This window comes from Rhodococcus sp. KRD197 (assembly GCF_017168235.1).
Classification (GTDB): Bacteria; Actinomycetota; Actinomycetes; order Mycobacteriales; family Mycobacteriaceae; genus Rhodococcoides.
Window position 1 is genome coordinate 222,130 of sequence record NZ_JABFAO010000015.1, and the last position, 18,270, is coordinate 240,399.

Genomic DNA, 18,270 nt, shown 5'->3' on the forward strand with positions numbered 1-18,270 from the left:
CCACCGCCCCAGCACCGCTCCCGCGATCGCCCCCGCTCCAACCAGTGCGATGCCGCTCTTCACCGTCGGCCCCTCGTTGATCTCGACGCGAGGAGTGATGACTGCCGGTTCCGGTGGTGGCACGAACGCCAGCGCCATACTTTCCTCGGTGGTGGCAGCAAAAGCCGTTGACAGCAACAGGAATCGCGACGTGGTGAACACGAAGACCAGAAGACCGATGATCGGGCCGAACACCACCCCGGCGGGGCCGTTGGTGACCGACGCGAGGTAGATCGCCGCGATCTGCTTGAAAACCTCGAACCCGATCGCGGCGATCAGAGCGCCTTTCAAGGCGCTGTGAATCGGAACGGGTTCCCGAGGAAGCCGCGAAATAACCCAGACGAACACAGCCCAGGTAGCGACGACTGCCAGCACCACCGACAGGACGCGGAGCGCGATATCGACTCCAGGGACGCCGTCCAGGTTGACCAGTTCGAGCAGACTGCGCATCACCGAGGCACCGTTGAGCGCCGACAATCCCAGCGACACTGCAAGAGCGGCACCGAGCCCGAACAGTGCCAGGAGATCCTTGAACTTGGTGGCGAGGAAGCTGCCGTCCTCGTGCACGGACTCCCACATGGCCGTCAGAGCCTCGCGCAGTTTCGCCATCCACCCCAATCCTGCGTAGAGCGCGCCGAGGATACCGAGGATGCCGACGCTCGTCCTCGACTCGATCGCAGTGTCGACGAGAGTGTTGATCGTTTCGCCCAAACTTCCCGGAACGTTCTGCGTGATCTGGTCGCTGATCTCGTCGAGCAATTGAGGTTGGCCCGCCAGCACGAATCCGGCTGCCGCGAACGCCACCATCAGGAGCGGAAAAAGCGCCAGCACACTGAAGTAGGTCATCGCGGCGGCGTAATAGTCGCCATTCTGCGATTTGTACCGCTGCGCCGCGCGGACCGTGTGATCGAACCACGGCCATTGCTCGCGGCGCCGCTGCAAGATTGCTTTGAAGTCGGGAACGACGATCACCCTCTCGATGTCTGCCCCTCGAAGCTCGGGACCCGGTGTGAGTTCCCTGCTGTCAGGAAAGCGGTGCCAGGAACCCCACCCGTTCGTACACCTGCGTCAACGTTCGTGACGCTACCTCCCTCGCCCGGTCTGCGCCGTCTGCGAGGATGCGATCCAGCTCGGCGATGTCGGCCATATAGCCATCGACGGCGGCTTTCAGCGGGGTCACGAACTCGATCAGGACATCTGCCGTGTCCGACTTGAGATCGCCGTAGCCCTTGCCTGCGTATCCCTCGACGAGGTCGTCGATCGCGCTGCCGGACAATGCCGACTGAATGTTGAGCAGATTGCTGACGCCCGGCTTGTTCACCGGGTCGAAGGCTATGTCCCGGTCGTTGTCGGTCACCGCCGAGCGAAGCTTCTTCGCCGTCACCTTCGGATCGTCGAGAAGGTTGACGATGCCGGCCGGGTTCGACCCCGACTTGCTCATTTTCGCCGTTGGCTCCTGCAGATCGAAGATCTTGGCGGTGCCCTTCACGATGTGTGCGTCCGGAACGACGAAGGTCTTCTTGAAGCGGGTGTTGAAGCGCTGCGCGAGATCGCGCGTCAGTTCGAGGTGCTGACGCTGATCTTCGCCGACCGGAACGAGATTGGGGCGATAGAGCAGAATGTCGGCGGCCTGCAATACCGGGTAGGTGAACAGCCCCACCGTGGTCTGATCGCGACCCTGCTTGGCCGACTTGTCCTTGAACTGCGTCATCCGCCCCGCTTCGCCGAACCCGGTAATGCAGTTGAGCACCCACGCCAGCTGCGCATGCTCCGGGACCTGACTCTGCACGAACAGAGTCGAGCGCTTCGGGTCGATGCCGACGGCCAGGAGCTGCGCTGCCGCGATTCTGGTGCGATGCCGTAGCGCTTTGGGATCCTGCGGCACCGTGATGGCGTGTAGATCTGGAATGAAATAGAACGCGTCGTAGTCGTCCTGCAATGCCACCCACTGACGCACGGCACCCAGGTAGTTGCCGAGGTGGAACGAGTCCGCCGTCGGCTGGATGCCGGACAGGACGCGCTGGCGCGGCCCCTGAGGTGTGTCGGATGATGCAGGAGAAGACATGCTCATGATCTTTTCACGACGCGAGAAGGTCTTTTCTTCCAGGCTCTAGCGATACCTGACCGTCACTGGCGAGTGATCGGACCATCGCTGGTCGTAGGCCACCGCACGCTCGGTGACCGCGTCTTTTGCGCGTTCGGCGAGAGCGTCGGTGACCAGGTGGTAGTCGATCCGCCATCCGGCGTCGTTGTCGAATGCCTTTCCGCGATAGGACCACCAGCTGTACGGGCCGTCCACGTCGGGATGAAGATCGCGCACGACGTCCCGCCAGGGTGCGCCGTCGGTCAGAAGCGCCGAGATCCACTCACGTTCCTCGGGGAGGAACCCCGAGTTCTTGCGGTTGGTCTTCCACGCCTTGATATCGCGCTCGGTGTGCGCGATGTTCCAGTCACCGCACACCACGGCATCGCGGTCCGCGGCCTGCGCTGTCGAGGCCAGCGCCGTCAGGTACGGGGCGAATGCGGCCATGAACCGCTCCTTCTCCTCCTGTCGCTCGGTACCGACCTCACCGGACGGCAGGTACAAACTCGCGACGGTGACGTCACCGAAATCGGCCTCGATATAGCGTCCGGCCTCCGCGAACTCGTCGGCACCGATTCCCACCCGCATGGCGTCGGGAGCCGTGCGGGAGAGAACAGCGACGCCGTTGCGTCCTTTCACCGACGGCGCGGCGGAGGCGAGGTGCCAGCCTGCGTCGAGTGCGGGGGCCAGGGCCTTGGTCAGCTCACCGTCGTCGGCGCGCGTTTCCTGAAGGCAGACCACATCGGCATCGGTCGCTTCCAACCACGGCAGCATTCCCTTGCGTGCGGCAGCACGGATTCCGTTGACGTTGACTGTGGAGACGGTGATAGGCACGGAAGGCACGGTAGCGGACGCGACCGACACACACGGAACGGTCCTTCACCGTCGGCGCTGAGGTTTGGCGCCTGGTTTGGGCGCAGTGACGGCGGATTGCGGCACGGGCAACGCTGCCTGCTCCCGGTCTATTCGCCGATACACAAGATGTTGTTGGACGTACGTCCACACGTTGTTGCTCACCCAGTACAGCAGCACAGCTACCGGTAGCACCGGTCCACCGATCAGGACGCCGGCCGGCAGGATCCAGAGCATCATCCTGTTTGTCATTGCGGTCTGCGGGTTGCTGCGTGCCGCGTCGTCCTGGCGCGCTATCGAGGCACGAGCGTTGAAGTGCGTAGCCACACCAGCGATCACCATGAGCGGAACTGCCACCGCGGCGATGGCCCACGCCGACGGTATCCCGCCGAACTGGGCGAAGGACGCGAGAGTGTCGGCCGGATTGGTGATCGCCGCCGAGATCGGCGCTCCGAACAGGCGGGCGCCGAGAAACGACTGCACGTCGGTGGCGCTGAAGAAGTAGTTGGCCGTGCTCGCGTTGTCCTGAGCGGACATGCCGAGGTGACCGAAACCGGTGCCGGTGCGGTTGAACGACCTCAGCACGTGCAGCAGTCCGATGAACACCGGTGCCTGCACGAGCATCGGCAGACAACCGAGCAGCGGGTTCACCCCGTGTTCTTTCTGCAACTTCCGCAGTTCTGCCCCTTGGCGAGCGCGATCGCCGGCATGCATCTTCTGCAACGCCTTCATCTGCGGTTGCAGCGACTTCAGGGCAAGTTGACGACGGATTTGGCCGACGAACGGTTTGTAGAGCAGAACACGGACGGTGAACACGAGAAACACCACGGCCAGTGCCCAGCTGATCCCGTTGTCGGGACCGAGCACCGAACCGAAAGCCGTGTGCCAGAACCAGAGGATTCCGGACACCGGGTAGTAGACGAAGTCGAGCATGGGAGCACCCCTTGGTGTGTTGTCGGTCGTGGAAATCTCGACCGGCAGCGCACTCCCCGAAGCGAGGGAAGGCGGACCGGTCAGGTGACCGGTCCGGGTGCTCTGGGCATAGGACGTCCCGGTGTGTCGGGACGGTGTTGGCGACGAAAGCTACCTCGTAATCGGGTGTCCTCGGCAGGAGCGCGCGAAGCCCTGGGTCCGACGCACGAGACCGACGCCGAATGCAGTACCGCGAGCGCGACCAGAGCTGCGAGCGCGAGAGCGACGAGCGACGTTTGGCCACCGGGCTCGTGGTCGACGACGAGAAGAAACATCAGCGCGACGGTCGCCACTATGGACAGGACCGTGCTGATCGAACGCCGGGCACAGGCGAACGCAGGCAATGAGCTCATGAAGTACATGAAGGCGACTTCCGACGAAGGGCGGGTGATGTACCGCTGACGGTGTGTCGGGAAGCCCTGGTGCGGTGCTCTAGAGGGCCCCCACCAACGCGCCGGGAGCGCGGGGCATCGGCCTGCCTGCTTCGTTCGGACGGTCCTGACGGCGAAATGCCCCGCGCCGACGTTGATCTGCCGCAGGGCCGTGCGTGACGCCGAACAGCATCGCTGTCAGCGAATCACGGCCTGTGGTGGCCACGACGGTGACCACCACTGCCGTCAAGACGAGGCCGAACGCGACCGCACCGGCCGTCGAACCAGGGACGGTGGCGAGCAGCAAAAGCAGAACGAGATACGTCGAAATCGAGCTCATGTATCTCATCGCTGCTCCTTCCTGCTCATGCCCGCTCACTTTAGCGCCCAGGGAGGCACGACGCATTCGTCGACGGCCCGGTGTCGACACAGCTCCGGTACGGCTCGGGCAGTCGGTCCAGTTCGGGCGCGGCGTCGCTCGAAAGCCGGGAGAGATAGCCGACGTCGATCTTCCCTGTTTGCTCGAATCGTTCGACGCTGTGGCGAGCGATGTAGGCATCGGGGTTCAGCGCCGCGAGGCCGAGCACCGTCAACACCGCCCCCACACCCACCGCGCGCGGCAGCCATCGACCAGACATCCGGAGACCCGTGATCATGATCAGCACGAACACCGAACCCAGCCACAGCTCCACCGCGGTGACGAACAAGCGTAGCGTCGTGTATCCGTATTGCTGCTCGTACAACGACATCCGGTGCAGCGCCGAGGCGACCACTACCAAGGACAGCAGACACAGAGCGCCCACCAATATGCGCAGGGCCAGTCGATCCGCCGTCGAGATGCGCGGCGCCTTTCCGACCGTGACTGCAATGACCAGCAGAGTCAGTGCCGTCACCGCCAACAGCTGCCAGAATCCTTGCCTCGCGTATTCGGCGTTGGTGAGGCCGTCGGTAACCATCACGTGTTCTTGACCTCCGAACAGGGTCCGTAGCTGCACGAAGACGAAGGCGCAGAACACAGCGACCAGCGATCCCAGCGGAATCGTCCACTCCCACAGCCGAAGCGTGCGACGTGGCCGAGGCGCTACCAGGTCGAAACGCGGCGTATTGAAGGCAACATATGCCGCAGCCAGCGCACCGCCAGCGACGAGCGTGAAGACAACGAGTCGCCCGAATGCAGCGCCCAGATCCCATTCCGGAGTCAGCGAATCGACGAGCCGCCCGAACTGTGGGTCGGCACCGGCGAAGAGCGCCGCGAAGACAAGTACGAGCAACGATGTCACCGCAGCGACCAACACCAGTCGCCCCGGCTTCACGCTGCCGGTATCCAACCTGCGGGTGCCTCGCCTCGTCCATCGCAGAACCCGAACCGGAACGAACACCGGCGTCATTGCACCGAGAACGGTCCCCGTCCAAGTCCACGACGTCGACAGGACGGCCCCGGCGACGAATACGGCCAGCCAGGTCGCGAGGGTCACCAACCACTCCGCGGCCCGAAACACCGAGACCGAGGTGAGAGCGAGAACAGCTACCGCGCCGAACGCATGCCACCACGTGAGCCGACCGGGACGCGCAGATGCCGCTACGACGAGCACCGCTGCGGCGACGATCGGGTACCCGATGCCGGGAGAACCAAGGACAGCCGCGCCGAGCAGGCCCGTGACGACGGCGCCGACCAGGGTGAATCGAGAGACAGCGGCATAGCGTCGCACGGGCCAAACCCTGCGCGGCCAGAGTGAGAGTCCGATGGGGGCTATCGGTGTTCCGGATGTCCGGTCTTGCGAGTGCTCAACGGTGGTCAAGACAGTCTTCTTTCCTCGTTCGGGCAGGACTGAAACCGACGTCACGACATGAAGACGTGCGTCGCGGGGATCGAGCGGACTCAGGAGTGTGGAATGGAGACTCTGATGTGACAACCGGTCGAACGATCGAGCACTTCGATCGTTCCGCCGTGCAGCTCTGTAGCCCAACGGGCAATAGCGAGGCCGAGGCCGGTTCCGCCGCCCGTCGCACCGCCCCGGGTGAACCGATCGAACACCGTATTGCGCTCGGCCGGTGCTATTCCCGGCCCGTCGTCTACGACGTCGAGGTTTATGCCATCGCGCGTCTCGACCGCCGACACCGTGATGTCGGTGCCAGAGGGCGCGTGCCGGACCGCGTTCTCGACGAGATTGGTGACCACCTGCGTCAACCTCGAGCGATCAGCACGGACGGCGAGGTCGACCGGGTGGACTTCGAGCGCGATGCGGGGTTGCCCCGCAGTGACCTCGGCGAGGAAATCGTGCACCCCGAACTGCTCGGGTTTCAGCTGCAGAACGCCACCCTCCAACCGGGAGAGGTCCAACAGTTCCGAGACGAGATCGCCCAGCTTCTCGGTTTGCCGCAGCGCCACCGCCAGTGTTCGGGGGTCGGGCTCGGTGACACCGTCGGCGATGTTCTCGAGGACGGCGCGCAACGCTGCGATGGGCGTCTTCAACTCGTGCGAGACGTTGCCGATCAGTTCGCGTCGGTAGGTGTCCGCCGCTTCGAGGTCGGTCGACATCGTGTTGAACGCCTCCGCGAGTTGGCCGACCTCGTCGCGTGAGGTCGCGCGGACACGCGTCGAATAGTCGCCCCTGGCCATGGCTTTGGCTGCCGCGGTCATCTCGCGCAACGGCGAGGTCATCCCGTGGGCGAGAACTTGCGTCGCGGCCAGCGACATCACCAAGGCGGCCAAGAGCGCGTACCGGAACTGCCAGCCGGCGCCGAACCAGAACGTGATGCTGGCGACTACCAACACGATGCCGACGATCAGAGACACCTTGAGTTTGAACGAGCTCAACGGATCGAGGGGTCGGGGCAACCTCCGGCCGAGGGCGGTCGGTGTCATCTCGGCACTTCCAGCGCGTAGCCGAACCCGTGCACCGTACGGATGAGGTCGCCACCGAGCTTGCGTCGCAGAGCTTTGACATGACTGTCGACGGTCCGGCTACCGGCCGAGTCCTCCCAGCCCCACAGGTGCGCGAGCAGTGTCTCGCGCGCCACGGCTTTGCGTGGGCGGTGCAAGAGGAACACCAGGATATCGAATTCCGTGCGCGTCAGATGTACTACACCGTCCGAGTTCGACACCGTGCGGGCGTCGTGGTCGATCCGTATCGGGCCGACGCTCGTTGCCGGTGTCGACATCGGCAGGTCGGCAGATAAGGCATTTCTGTCCGCGCGCCGAATGAGCGCATGTACGCGTGCAACGAGCTCACGCATGCTGAACGGCTTGGCCAGATAGTCATCGGCGCCGACCCCGAGGCCGACCAGCATGTCGGTCTCCTCGGATTTAGCGGTCAGCATCAGCACCGAGACAGGCCGGTCCGCCTGAATTCGGCGGCACACTTCCAATCCGTCGAAACCTGGCAGCATCACATCGAGCACGACCAGGTCGGGCGTGGTCCGCGCGCACTCTGCAACAGCCGAAGGTCCGTCTGCTGCGATGATCACATCGAAACCCTCGCCGCGGAGCCGTGCCGCGAGAGCATCCGAGATGGTCGGTTCGTCATCGACGACGAGCACGGTGCGGTTCATGCCTCCGACACTAGAGGGCTGCTGCGGAGGGATCCGGCAGGAAATGTGGAGGTTCGGTGGAGATCCCCCGCCTCCTGCCCCTCCTGCCCCTCCTGCCGAGATCGAGGTTGAGTATCGAAATCCGGCGAATTTGCGGCACAACCTCGATCTCGGCAGAGAGACTCAGAGCGCGTCGGCCCGCCGCTGCATCCGCATCGCGGTCGCCAGGACCACAAGGCCGGCGACGGCGAGCACGGAGCCGACTGCGGCAGGCGCGGTGTAACCGAAACCGGCAGCGATCACTGCGCCGCCGATGGCAGCTCCTAGAGCGTTGGCCAGGTTGAAGGCTGCGTGGTTGAGCGAGGCCGCCAAGGTCTGCGCATCGTCGGCGACATCCATCAGACGGGTCTGCAGACCCGGAATGACCGACGAACCCGAGGCGCCGATCAGGAAGATCAGAATCAACGCGGTGACGCCGTTGTGGGCTGCGGCCACGAACACGGCCAGGAACACCGCCATCGCGGACAGCCCGAAAAAGACGCCGCGGAGCATGAATCGGTCCGCGAGCCAGCCGCCGGCGTAGTTGCCGGCGACCATGCCGACGCCGTAGATCATCAGGGCGACCGGCACGAACGCCCTGGCGAGACCAGCGACATCGGTCAGTGTCGACGCGATGTAGGTGTACACGGCGAACATTCCACCGAAACCGACGACCCCGACGAGGAGAGTCATCCAGACCTGGCTGCGTCGCAATGCGCCCAGTTCGGTGATCGGGTTCGTGGTGGGCATGCCGTCCAGTCGCGGCATCCACAGGATCAGCGCCGTCACCGTGAGCGCACCGATTACAGCAACGAGGGTGAACGCACTACGCCACCCGAATGCCTGTCCGAGCCACGTCGCGACCGGCACGCCGACGACGTTGGCGACGGAGAGGCCCATCATCACCATCGCGACTGCTTTGGCTCGCTTGCCCGGCTCGGCCAGATGAGCGGCGACGAGAGCAGCGATACCGAAGTAGGCACCGTGCGGCAGACCTGCAACGAAGCGCGATGCCACCAGTTCGCCGAAGCTCGGCGCGAACACGGTTCCGAGGTTGCCCAGCATGAACGCCACCATGAGGACGATCAGCAGCACCCGCCTCGGCACTCGCGCCGCGAGTGTCGCAATCAGAGGTGCACCGACTACCACTCCGAGCGCGTAGGCCGAGATCATCTGCCCAGCAACCGGTTCGGTGATGTTCATGGTCGCGGCCACATCGGGTAGCAACCCCATCGACGCGAATTCGGTGGTACCGATACCGAAACCGCCGATCGAGAGGGCAAGCATCGCCAAGCGTCGACGCGTCGACGGTGATCTGTCCCCGGCGGCCATGGGGTTCGACATTCTGTCGCGCGCAGCGCTGACATTCTTGGCGAAAGCCGAATCGGTGACAGTCACAGCAGAACAACCTTCGTATCGAATGAATCGCCTCGAACGAGGCAGGAAGTGGAACGAACCACCGTAGGGAACGCCCGTGGCTCCCATTTTCATCCCCGCGGCGACGAAACCTGCACCTACGAAGCGGTGATTGTCCTCACTCGAGCAGGTGATCAGGTCCCCGGACACCGGAAGGGCAATGTCGCTGTTTGCTGCCGCGGAAGCTCCCGCTAGGATTCCCACCAGGTCATGAGTGTCAGCGTTCAAGCCCCGGCTTGCTGGCCGGCAACCCTCCAACCGCGGTGGGGTGCCCCGGGTGAAAAGACCTGGTTAATCGGTCACGCACCACCGCGTGGCCGGAGAACAAGCGCGGGTCCGCTCCGAGGATGGCAACCAGCCTCGACGGGCCCACTGACCGGGCACGACTTGGCAGAAGGCCCATGAGGAGGTTGACGATGTGTTGTTGTCTCGATAGACCCCGCCCGGCTCTCATGCGGGAGCCGATTCGAATCGACCAACATTCCTCGAAGACGGAGTTATCAGCACATGACCGACAACACCCCTGACGTAGTCGACGCAGCAGGCGCGCCCATCGAAGACCCCACCGCATCGTGGAGTTTCGAGACCAAGCAGATCCACGTCGGCCAGAACGCCGACGGTGTCACGCGGGCGCGCGCGCTACCGATCTACCAGACCACGTCCTACACGTTCGAGAGCACCGACCACGCCGCTGCACTGTTCGGGCTCGCCGAACCGGGCAACATCTACACCCGCATCATGAATCCGACGCAGGACGCCGTCGAGCAGCGCATCGCTGCCCTCGAAGGAGGCGTGGCAGCGCTGTTGCTCGCCTCCGGCCAGGCCGCCGAAACGCTCGCGATCCTCAACATCGCGGAGGCCGGTGACCGCATCGTGTCGAGCCCGCGCCTGTACGGCGGCACCTACAACCTGTTCCACTACACGCTCCCGAAGCTGGGAATCACGGTCGATTTCGTCGAGGATCCCGACGACCTCGAGCAGTGGCGTGCCGCGATCACCCCGGAAACGAAGGCGTTCTACGGTGAGACGATCTCGAACCCCAAGAACGACATCCTCGACATTCCGGGCATCTCGGCTGTTGCGCACGAAAACGGGATTCCCCTGATCGTCGACAACACCGTGGCCACGCCCTACCTGATTCAGCCACTCACACACGGAGCCGACATCGTGGTGCATTCGGCCACGAAGTACTTGGGCGGGCACGGCACCGCTATCGCCGGCGTCATCGTCGACGGTGGCACATTCGACTGGACACAGGGACGCCACGCGAATTTCACGACCCCCGACCCGAGCTATCACGGTGTCGTCTTCGCCGAACTCGGAGCACCCGCGTTCGCTTTGAAGGCGCGCGTGCAATTGCTCCGCGATATCGGCGCCGCTGTGTCACCGTTCAACGCGTTCCTCATCAGCCAGGGCCTGGAGACACTGAGTCTGCGTATCGAGCGGCACGTCGAGAACGCGCAGAAGGTTGCCGCGTTCCTCGAAGCCCGCAGCGAGGTCGAGGCCATCAACTACGCAGGCCTCGAGTCCTCGCCGTGGTACGAGCGTGGCCAGCAGCTTGCCCCGAAGGGACAGGGCGCGATCATCGCGTTCGAACTGAAGGGCGGGGTCGACGCGGGCAAGAGGTTCGTCGACGCGCTGAGCCTGCACAGTCATGTCGCTAACATCGGAGACGTGCGTTCACTCGTCATTCATCCAGCCTCGACCACACACTCGCAGTTGACGCCGGAGGAGCAGTTGGCCTCGGGTGTCACCCCGGGCCTGGTCAGGTTGGCTGTGGGCATCGAGGGGGTCGACGACATCATCGCCGACCTCGAACGCGGATTCGCAGCGGCGGCGTCTTGACCATCGGCTCTGTGCACGACGCCCGTCCGGACGCGGACTTTCCCGCGCCGGACGGGCGGCTCGGCAGTATCGACATCGGCCGCCTGGATCTCGAGAGCGGCGCGTCCCTCCCGCAGGTCACGATCGCGGTGCAGCGGTGGGGTGAACTGTCCCCGAACCGCGACAACGTCGTGTTGGTCGAACATGCGTTGACCGGTGATTCACACGTGAGCGGGCCGGCCGACGCCGACCATGCGCTGCCGGGATGGTGGAACGGCATGGTCGGACCGGGCGCACCGATCGACACCGACGAATGGTGTGTGATCGCACCCAACGTTCTCGGCGGTTGCGGTGGCACCACCGGACCGAGTTCCATCGGAGCCGACGGGCGGGCATGGGGCAGCGCGTTCCCCTACATCTCGATCCGGGACCAGGTAGCTGCCGAGGCCGCACTTGCCGACGTTCTGGGCATCGAACGTTTCGCGGCCGTGGTCGGAGGTTCCATGGGCGGCATGCGGACGTTGGAGTGGATCGTGGGCAACCCGGAGCGGGTGGGCGCGGCACTCGTGCTCGCGGTCGGCGCCAGGGCAACTGCCGATCAGATCGGGACGCAGACCACGCAGATCGAGGCCATTGTGTCCGATCCCAACTGGCAGGGTGGGGACTACCACGGCACCGGCCGATCCCCGCGGGCCGGGCTGAGCATCGCTCGGCGCATCGCGCACCTGACGTACCGAACGGAAAGCGAGCTGGATCTGCGGTTCGCCAATTCCGCGCAGGGTGACGAGAATCCGTGGACCGGTGGCCGCTACGCCATCGAGAGCTACCTCCAGCACCAGGCAGCCAAACTCGCCAACCGTTTCGACGCCGGCACATACGTGTTGCTGAGCGAGGCGATGAACAGGCACGACATCGGACGCGGGCGCGGGGGTATCGACGCTGCCCTAGCGCGCGCCACGGTGCCCACGATCGTGGGCGGGGTGGATTCCGATCGCCTCTATCCGCTTCGGCAGCAGAAGGAGATCGCGCGCGGGTTGCCCGATTGCCGCGCCCTCGAGGTCATCCAATCGCGCGATGGCCACGACGGCTTCCTCACCGAGGCCGCAGCGGTGGCGAAACTCCTGGGCACAACGATGGAGCACGCCCGGGCCATCTGAACCGACTGGCGCCGACTGGACCTGGCGACAGGGTCAGTCGGTGCCGAGCGGGTCGATGGAAGCGGACAGAAACACGATCGCGCCGCCGACGAGGGCGAGTGCCGACACGTCGAAAGCGCGACTCCGCACTGCGAGCAACCCGATCCGGTTCTCGGGCACGAACAACCGAAAGCCGGCGGCGAGCACGGTCGCGACACCCAGGATGAAGGACCCGCGTCGCCACCGATCCGCAAGAACGAGCACCAGCGCCGCGACGATCACGATCAACACCACGAGCAGCGGTAGGTTCTTGCGGATCTGGTTGCGCATCCGGGTCAGACCGTCGCCCGAGAGCGAAGCGACTGCTCGGCCCGCTCGACGACGTTGGCCAGTAGAAACGCGCGGGTCAGTGGCCCGACGCCACCCGGATTGGGTGATAGGAACCCCGCGACCTCTGCGACGTCGGGTGCCACGTCGCCGCGCAAGCCGTCATCTGTTCTGGTCACGCCGACGTCGAGCACTGCGGCACCCGGCTTGACCATGTCGGCGGTGATGATTCCGGGTACACCGGCCGCGGCGATGACGATGTCGGCTCGCGATACCTCGGCTGCGAGATCCTTGGTGCCGGTATGGCACAGAGTAACCGTGGCGTTCTCCGACTTGCGCGTGAGCAGCAATCCGATCGGGCGCCCCACCGTCACACCCCGGCCGACGACGACGGCGTGCGCGCCGTTGATAGGGACGTCGTACCTGCGTAGCAGGTGCACGATTCCGCGCGGAGTGCATGGCAGCGGTGCCTCCTTGCCCAGCACCAGACGGCCGAGGTTCACTGGATGCAGCCCGTCGGCATCCTTCGACGGATCGACGCGCTCGAGCGCCGCGTTCTCGTCGAGGTGACGCGGCAGTGGAAGCTGCACGATGTAGCCGGTGCACGCAGGATCGGCATTGAGCTCATCGATGGTGGCATCGAGCTCGGCCGCAGTAACGTCCGCCGGGAGGTCGCGACGAATCGAGGTGATTCCCACTTTGGCGCAGTCGTTGTGCTTTCCGCGGACGTACGCCGCAGAACCGGGGTCGTCGCCGACCAATATCGTGCCGAGCCCGGGGACCACGCCCTGCTCACGCAGCGCTTCCACCCGCCTGATCAGATCGACGAAAATCTCGTCGCGCGTTGCCTTGCCGTCAAGAACCGTTGCAGTCACAGCCGCCATTGTTCCAGGTGGGTCCGCGCCGGATCGATCAACCCTCGACGGAGAGTCCGCGAGCCCGCGCGTAAGCGACAGCCTGCACGAACTCGATCTTGGCGCCCACGAGCGAGACAGTCACCCAGAAGTCGGCGTCGGTGCGAGCCCCACGGAGGTTCGCACCGTCGAGCTTGGCACCGGAGGTACGAGCACCGGTCAGGTCCACAGAAGTGAGCGTCGCTTTCCGGAGATCGGTTTCGACGATGTTCGCCTCCACCATTCGACATCCGGACAGGTCCATGCCCCGCATGTCTGCCCCGCCCAGACCGGCGAGAGTGAAGTCCACCTCGTCGAACGTCGCCGGACGAAGCCTGCAGTCGACGAATGTCGACCCGATCAGGGTCGAATGCCGAAACACACTGTGTTGGAGGTTGGTCCGGGTGAACGTACACGAGCGAAATGCCGAGTCGACGTGGACTGACTCGGTCAGGTCGGCACCGGTGAAATCGCAGTTCGTGAATACCACCGACGTGGTCTTCAGCCCGCTCAGATCGGCGTCGCGAAAGGTGCAGGATTGGTATGCGCGCCCCGTCCAGTGCTCTCTACCGAGGTCGCTGTCGGCGTAATCCTCGCCGACAAACTGTTCGTGATCCACCTGCGCCATCCTTCCCCGGAAGGTGGTGGCAGAGTGAACCGGGTGTTCAGACTCCTGTTCTTCGAACCCCGCATTCCACAGAACACCGGCAACGCGATACGCCTCGTCGCCGGCACCGGGTGTGAACTCCACTTGGTCGGCCCCCTCGGCTTCGACATGTCGGAACCGAAACTGAAACGGGCGGGGCTGGACTATCACGACCTTGCTTCCGTCACCGTGCACGAGAATCTCGCCGACGCGTGGACGGCACTCGCGCCGGTGCGGGCCTTCGCGTACACCGCACACTCGACGAGGTTTCACACCGAAATCGAGTACGTTCCCGGCGACGTCATGGTCTTCGGGCCGGAACCCACTGGACTCCCTGACGCAGTACTGGACGACCAGCACATCACCGACAAACTACGCATTCCGATGCTTCCTGGACGGCGATCGCTCAACCTGGCCAACGCCGCCGCGGTGGTCATGTACGAGGCGTGGCGGCAGCACGGCTTCGAGGGAAGCGTCTAGGACGAGTCGCGTTCGGCTTCGGTCTTCGCGTCCGGCTCCGTACTGTCGGCTGTATCGGTGTCGTCGGCTGTATCGGTGTCGTTCGCACTGCCCGGCTTTCGCCGGATGATGCGAACGAGACCGTAGACGATCCCGGCACCGATGGTGAGCGCACCCAGCCACGGGATCGCGCGGCCGAGGTTGACCACGCCGTCCTGGACCGCGTCGATCAAGGAGTTCCAGCCCGCGACGACTCCATCGAAGAAGTTGTCGGGACCGCGGACCGGCGTCGCCTCGTCGGTGTCGAATTGCACTGTGATCGTGGACAACTCCACCTGGTCGGCGAGGTAGTTCCGTTGTGAAACGAGACTGTCCAACTCCCCCTGCCGACTGGACAGTGCGGACTCCGCCTCGATCAGATCTGCAGTGTTGGTCGCTTCGGCTATCAGCGCCCTCAATCGATCGACCGAAGACTGCAGAGCAGCCGTCCTGGCGTCGAGATCTCGGTACTGCATCGTGACGTCATCACGCGTGAGGTTGATGCTGGTGACCTCGCCGAGGGCCGAGATGCGGTCCACGGTCCCGGTGAGATCCTCGGCCGGGATGCGTGCGGTGAGGGAACTGCTGGCAGCCGAATAGTCGGTCTCGGCGTTCTCGGTTCGATTGTCGACGCGCCCGCCGGCCTGCTCCACCAGCGCGGCGGCGTCTCGAGAGGCCTGGATCGGGTCCGGCGTGGTGACGAAGATCTGCCCGGTGACAACCTCTTTGCGCTCGGCTGCCGGCTGAGCCTGATCTCTGAGCGGATCGCCTCCCTCCGGGCTGGGGGCCACCGCGGGTGAGGCCATCGAAGAATCGACGGGCGACATGCTGCGCCCGATCTCGGACCCACCGTCGAATCCACTCGAACCATCGTTGCCACTGCAACCGGCGAGCACAAGGAACGATCCGGCCAGGGCAGCAAACAAGCAGCGCTTCATCCTCGCAGATGGTAGTGCACGGCGGCCCGGTCGGGCGAGGGTCGAGGTGAATGCCCAATTGTTACACGCATAGGGAAGATTCACTGATGACCCGGCACCGGAACCGCGGTACGGTGTGCCGCACCGATCCATTCTCAGTTTCCGTTGAAGGAGCCCCCCGTTGTTCTCCGCCTCGTTGCCTTTCTCTACTCTTCGCCGCTCACCCCAGGATGGCTCCTCACCCCGCTTTGTTAGCCGAATCTCCCGCGCTGCAGCACTTCTCGCAGTCGGTGGCGGCGTAACCTCTGCCGCATTTCTCGGCACCGGCGTCGCCGGGGCCGCACCGGTGACCTGTGTTTCGCCGCCGTCAGTCAACGACATTCAGGTCGACGGTTTCGCAAGCTGCGGCGCGAAAGCGACAGACGCGGCCCGTGCCAGCGCGACGGCAACCGACAGCGGCACCGCTGTCAGCGTCGCCGAATCGGGCGGAAACACTTCGACGCTTGCCACGGGGTACGGCACGGCGCTCGGTGCCTCGCGCGCCGGGGGAACGTCCTACGCGGGGGCACTCGGAGGCGGCATCGCACATTCCTGGGCCGACAACGGCGCAACCACCATTGCCATCGCGGGCTGGGGTTCGGGTGCCACCGCCGAGCAGGCCGGTGTCGACTGCGCCGGAACGTGGTCCCTGGCGGTCAACCTCGCATCGGGACAGTTCTGCGCGCTGGGTAGCTGACCGAAGGGGACGCCGACCGGGGATGCTTGCCTGGGATTCGCCGCCACGGCGGAGGGGCCCTACGACAAAAGGTAGTACCTGCGCCATCCCCGGTCTACGATGTCACCACTCGCATCTTCAGGAGGATCAGTGACTGCCCTAGCTCCTAGGCCCACTCCCGCTGTGACGGCGGCGAGGCCTTTTCCGCCGCGGATGGGACCGAAGGGTTCGTTCGTGCACAAGGCGGTGACGACGACTCGCATCTTCAGGAGGATCAGTGACTGCCCTAGCTCCTAGGCCCACTCCCGCTGTGACGGCGGCGAGGCCTTTTCCGCCGCGGATGGGACCGAAGGGTTCGTTCGTGCACAAGGCGGTGACGACGACTGATCCCAAGGTGTTGGGGGTCATGTACATCGTTACCTCGTTCGTGTTTTTCCTTATCGGTGGGTTGATGGCGCTGTTGATGCGCTCGGAGTTGGCTGTTCCGGGGCTGCAGTTTCTGTCGAATGAGCAGTACAACCAGTTGTTCACGATGCATGGCACGGTCATGTTGTTGCTGTATGCGACGCCGATCGTGTTCGGGTTCGCCAATTACATTCTGCCGTTGCAGATCGGTGCTCCGGATGTGGCGTTTCCGCGGTTGAATTCGTTTTCGTATTGGTTGTATTTGTTCGGGGCGTTGATCGCGTCGGCGGGGTTCATCACTCCTGGTGGTGCTGCTGACTTCGGGTGGACGGCGTATACGCCGTTGACGTCGGCGTTGCATTCGCCGGGTGTGGGTGCGGATCTGTGGATCATGGGTCTGGCGTTGGCGGGGTTGGGCACCATTTTGGGTGGGGTGAACATGATCACCACGGTGATCTGTTTGCGTGCTCCGGGTATGACGATGTTCCGGATGCCGATTTTCACGTGGAATATTTTGGTGACGTCGATTTTGATTTTGTTGGCGTTTCCGTTGTTGACGGCGGCGTTGTTGGGGTTGGCGGCGGATCGTCATCTGGGGGCGCATCTGTTCGATCCGGCTACTGGTGGTGTGTTGTTGTGGCAGCACTTGTTCTGGTTCTTCGGTCATCCCGAGGTGTACATCATCGCGTTGCCGTTCTTCGGGATCGTGTCGGAGATTTTTCCGGTGTTTTCGCGTAAGCCGATTTTCGGGTACACGGGGTTGATCTACGCGACGATCGCGATCGCGGCGTTGTCGATTGCGGTGTGGGCGCATCATATGTATGCCACGGGTGCGGTGTTGTTGCCGTTCTTCTCGTTCATGACGTTCTTGATCGCGGTGCCGACCGGGGTGAAGTTCTTCAACTGGATTTTCACGATGTGGCGGGGTCAGGTGACGCTCGAGACGCCGATGTTGTTCTCGATCGGGTTCTTGGTGACGTTCTTGTTCGGTGGGCTTTCGGGTGTGTTGTTGGCGTCGCCGCCGATCGATTTCCATGTCACCGATAGTTACTTCGTGGTGGCGCATTTCCATTACGTGGTGTTCGGGACGGTGGTGTTCGCGACGTATGCGGGTATCTATTTCTGGTTCCCGAAGATGACGGGCCGGTTGATGGACGAGCGGTTGGGGCGGTGGCATTTCTGGTTGACGTTCATCGGTTTTCACGCGACGTTCCTGGTGCAGCATTGGCTCGGTAACGAGGGGATGCCGCGTCGGTACGCTGATTACCTGGCCTCGGATGGGTTCACGAATTTGAACATCATTTCCACGGTCGGTGCGTTCGTGCTCGGTGCGTCGACGTTGCCGTTCGTGTGGAATGTGTTCAAGTCCTATCGGTACGGTGAGGTGGTCACCGTCGATGATCCGTGGGGGTACGGCAACTCTTTGGAGTGGGCGACCTCGTGCCCGCCGCCGCGGCACAATTTCACCGAGCTGCCTCGTATCCGTTCCGAGCGTCCGGCGTTCGAGTTGCATTACCCGCACATGGTCGACCGGATGCGCGCCGAAGCCCACGTCGGTCCCGGCACACATGGCGGCGAGAGCACCGAAGTCCTCGAACAGGCACGC

At 64.1% G+C, this 18,270-nt stretch carries 18 protein-coding genes, 1 pseudogene and 1 riboswitch; of the genes and pseudogenes, 5 read left to right on the top strand and 14 right to left on the bottom strand.

Annotated features, from left to right (window positions below):
- The 10 genes and pseudogenes from yhjD to J1M86_RS21910 form a co-directional block, all read right to left on the bottom strand.
- Positions 1 to 1,011: inner membrane protein YhjD (yhjD, locus tag J1M86_RS21865; protein ID WP_206511343.1), on the bottom strand; the 1,011-nt coding region annotated here is incomplete at its 3' end.
- A 52-nt stretch (positions 1,012 to 1,063) separates the two neighbouring features.
- On the bottom strand, positions 1,064 to 2,104 hold the full coding sequence (trpS, locus tag J1M86_RS21870; RefSeq protein ID WP_206511344.1) for a tryptophan--tRNA ligase: 1,041 nt from the start codon (positions 2,102 to 2,104) through the stop codon (positions 1,064 to 1,066).
- A 45-nt stretch (positions 2,105 to 2,149) separates the two neighbouring features.
- Positions 2,150 to 2,956 (bottom strand): exodeoxyribonuclease III, encoded by an 807-nt coding sequence (locus J1M86_RS21875; RefSeq protein WP_206511345.1) that lies wholly within the window; start codon positions 2,954 to 2,956, stop codon positions 2,150 to 2,152.
- Positions 2,957 to 3,016: 60 nt separating this feature from the next.
- Positions 3,017 to 3,907: pseudogene (gene yidC, locus J1M86_RS21880) on the bottom strand (membrane protein insertase YidC); the annotation flags it as partial.
- A gap of 80 nt (positions 3,908 to 3,987) precedes the next feature.
- The gene (locus J1M86_RS21885) at positions 3,988 to 4,299 is read right to left on the bottom strand and encodes a DUF6412 domain-containing protein (RefSeq protein WP_206511347.1); all 312 of its coding nucleotides are present in this window, start codon (positions 4,297 to 4,299) and stop codon (positions 3,988 to 3,990) included.
- Positions 4,300 to 4,378: 79 nt separating this feature from the next.
- Positions 4,379 to 4,666, bottom strand: coding sequence for a DUF6412 domain-containing protein (locus tag J1M86_RS21890; RefSeq protein WP_241260446.1), 288 nt, complete (start codon positions 4,664 to 4,666; stop codon positions 4,379 to 4,381).
- A 31-nt stretch (positions 4,667 to 4,697) separates the two neighbouring features.
- Positions 4,698 to 6,026 carry a DUF4173 domain-containing protein gene (locus J1M86_RS21895; RefSeq protein ID WP_307786710.1) on the bottom strand — a complete coding sequence of 443 codons (1,329 nt, stop codon included), beginning with the start codon at positions 6,024 to 6,026 and terminating at the stop codon, positions 4,698 to 4,700.
- 170 nt (positions 6,027 to 6,196) lie between these two features.
- Positions 6,197 to 7,183: an ATP-binding protein gene (locus tag J1M86_RS21900; protein WP_075840755.1), complete on the bottom strand. Its 987-nt coding sequence runs from the start codon at positions 7,181 to 7,183 to the stop codon at positions 6,197 to 6,199.
- Positions 7,180 to 7,869 carry a response regulator transcription factor gene (locus J1M86_RS21905; RefSeq protein WP_206511349.1) on the bottom strand — a complete coding sequence of 230 codons (690 nt, stop codon included), beginning with the start codon at positions 7,867 to 7,869 and terminating at the stop codon, positions 7,180 to 7,182. Before J1M86_RS21905 ends, J1M86_RS21900 begins: the two co-directional genes overlap by 4 nt.
- A 162-nt stretch (positions 7,870 to 8,031) precedes the next feature.
- Positions 8,032 to 9,285, bottom strand: a complete 1,254-nt coding sequence (locus J1M86_RS21910) for an MFS transporter (RefSeq protein ID WP_206511350.1) — start codon at positions 9,283 to 9,285, stop codon at positions 8,032 to 8,034.
- A gap of 224 nt (positions 9,286 to 9,509) precedes the next feature.
- Positions 9,510 to 9,640, top strand: a riboswitch (SAM riboswitch).
- A 170-nt stretch (positions 9,641 to 9,810) separates the two neighbouring features.
- Between J1M86_RS21910 and J1M86_RS21915 the strand changes: the two genes are divergently transcribed.
- Both J1M86_RS21915 and J1M86_RS21920 read left to right on the top strand, forming a co-directional pair.
- A complete protein-coding gene (locus J1M86_RS21915) occupies positions 9,811 to 11,148 on the top strand; it encodes a bifunctional o-acetylhomoserine/o-acetylserine sulfhydrylase (protein ID WP_075840756.1) in 1,338 nt (445 codons plus the stop codon).
- 2 nt (positions 11,149 to 11,150) lie between these two features.
- Entirely contained in the window at positions 11,151 to 12,284 is a 1,134-nt protein-coding gene (locus J1M86_RS21920) for a homoserine O-acetyltransferase (protein WP_307786711.1), read from the top strand.
- Between the two features lie 33 nt (positions 12,285 to 12,317).
- On the opposite strand, the gene J1M86_RS21925 is transcribed toward J1M86_RS21920, so the two are convergent.
- From J1M86_RS21925 to J1M86_RS21935, 3 genes are read right to left on the bottom strand one after another with little or no spacing between them, the layout of a single operon-like run.
- Positions 12,318 to 12,593: a DUF3017 domain-containing protein gene (locus J1M86_RS21925; protein ID WP_075840758.1), complete on the bottom strand. Its 276-nt coding sequence runs from the start codon at positions 12,591 to 12,593 to the stop codon at positions 12,318 to 12,320.
- A gap of 5 nt (positions 12,594 to 12,598) precedes the next feature.
- Positions 12,599 to 13,465: a bifunctional methylenetetrahydrofolate dehydrogenase/methenyltetrahydrofolate cyclohydrolase gene (locus J1M86_RS21930; protein ID WP_206511351.1), complete on the bottom strand. Its 867-nt coding sequence runs from the start codon at positions 13,463 to 13,465 to the stop codon at positions 12,599 to 12,601.
- Positions 13,466 to 13,502: 37 nt separating this feature from the next.
- The gene (locus tag J1M86_RS21935; RefSeq protein WP_206511352.1) at positions 13,503 to 14,111 is read right to left on the bottom strand and encodes a pentapeptide repeat-containing protein; all 609 of its coding nucleotides are present in this window, start codon (positions 14,109 to 14,111) and stop codon (positions 13,503 to 13,505) included.
- 33 nt (positions 14,112 to 14,144) lie between these two features.
- Between J1M86_RS21935 and J1M86_RS21940 the strand changes: the two genes are divergently transcribed.
- Positions 14,145 to 14,609: a tRNA (cytidine(34)-2'-O)-methyltransferase gene (locus tag J1M86_RS21940; RefSeq protein ID WP_206511353.1), complete on the top strand. Its 465-nt coding sequence runs from the start codon at positions 14,145 to 14,147 to the stop codon at positions 14,607 to 14,609.
- Here the strand turns inward: J1M86_RS21940 and J1M86_RS21945 are convergent.
- Complete coding sequence (locus tag J1M86_RS21945; protein WP_075840760.1) at positions 14,606 to 15,565, bottom strand: DUF4349 domain-containing protein; 960 nt, start codon at positions 15,563 to 15,565, stop codon at positions 14,606 to 14,608. The genes J1M86_RS21940 and J1M86_RS21945 overlap by 4 nt on opposite strands.
- A gap of 238 nt (positions 15,566 to 15,803) precedes the next feature.
- Between J1M86_RS21945 and J1M86_RS21950 the strand changes: the two genes are divergently transcribed.
- Positions 15,804 to 16,280 (top strand): DUF6764 family protein, encoded by a 477-nt coding sequence (locus J1M86_RS21950; RefSeq protein WP_206511366.1) that lies wholly within the window; start codon positions 15,804 to 15,806, stop codon positions 16,278 to 16,280.
- A 256-nt stretch (positions 16,281 to 16,536) separates the two neighbouring features.
- Positions 16,537 to 18,270: cytochrome c oxidase subunit I (ctaD, locus tag J1M86_RS21955; RefSeq protein ID WP_206511354.1), on the top strand; the 1,734-nt coding region annotated here is incomplete at its 3' end.

What these genes read in the sequence shown, in the direction of transcription:
- J1M86_RS21945 (WP_075840760.1), bottom strand. Translation starts at nt 15,565, where the DNA reads ATGAAGCGCTGCTTGTTTGCTGCCCTGGCCGGATCGTTCCTTGTGCTC.
- J1M86_RS21935 (WP_206511352.1), bottom strand. Translation starts at nt 14,111, where the DNA reads ATGGCGCAGGTGGATCACGAACAGTTTGTCGGCGAGGATTACGCCGAC.
- J1M86_RS21885 (WP_206511347.1), bottom strand. Translation starts at nt 4,299, where the DNA reads ATGAGCTCATTGCCTGCGTTCGCCTGTGCCCGGCGTTCGATCAGCACG.
- J1M86_RS21915 (WP_075840756.1), top strand. Translation starts at nt 9,811, where the DNA reads ATGACCGACAACACCCCTGACGTAGTCGACGCAGCAGGCGCGCCCATC.
- J1M86_RS21905 (WP_206511349.1), bottom strand. Translation starts at nt 7,869, where the DNA reads ATGAACCGCACCGTGCTCGTCGTCGATGACGAACCGACCATCTCGGAT.
- J1M86_RS21890 (WP_241260446.1), bottom strand. Translation starts at nt 4,666, where the DNA reads ATGAGATACATGAGCTCGATTTCGACGTATCTCGTTCTGCTTTTGCTG.
- J1M86_RS21900 (WP_075840755.1), bottom strand. Translation starts at nt 7,183, where the DNA reads ATGACACCGACCGCCCTCGGCCGGAGGTTGCCCCGACCCCTCGATCCG.
- trpS (WP_206511344.1), bottom strand. Translation starts at nt 2,104, where the DNA reads ATGTCTTCTCCTGCATCATCCGACACACCTCAGGGGCCGCGCCAGCGC.
- J1M86_RS21925 (WP_075840758.1), bottom strand. Translation starts at nt 12,593, where the DNA reads ATGCGCAACCAGATCCGCAAGAACCTACCGCTGCTCGTGGTGTTGATC.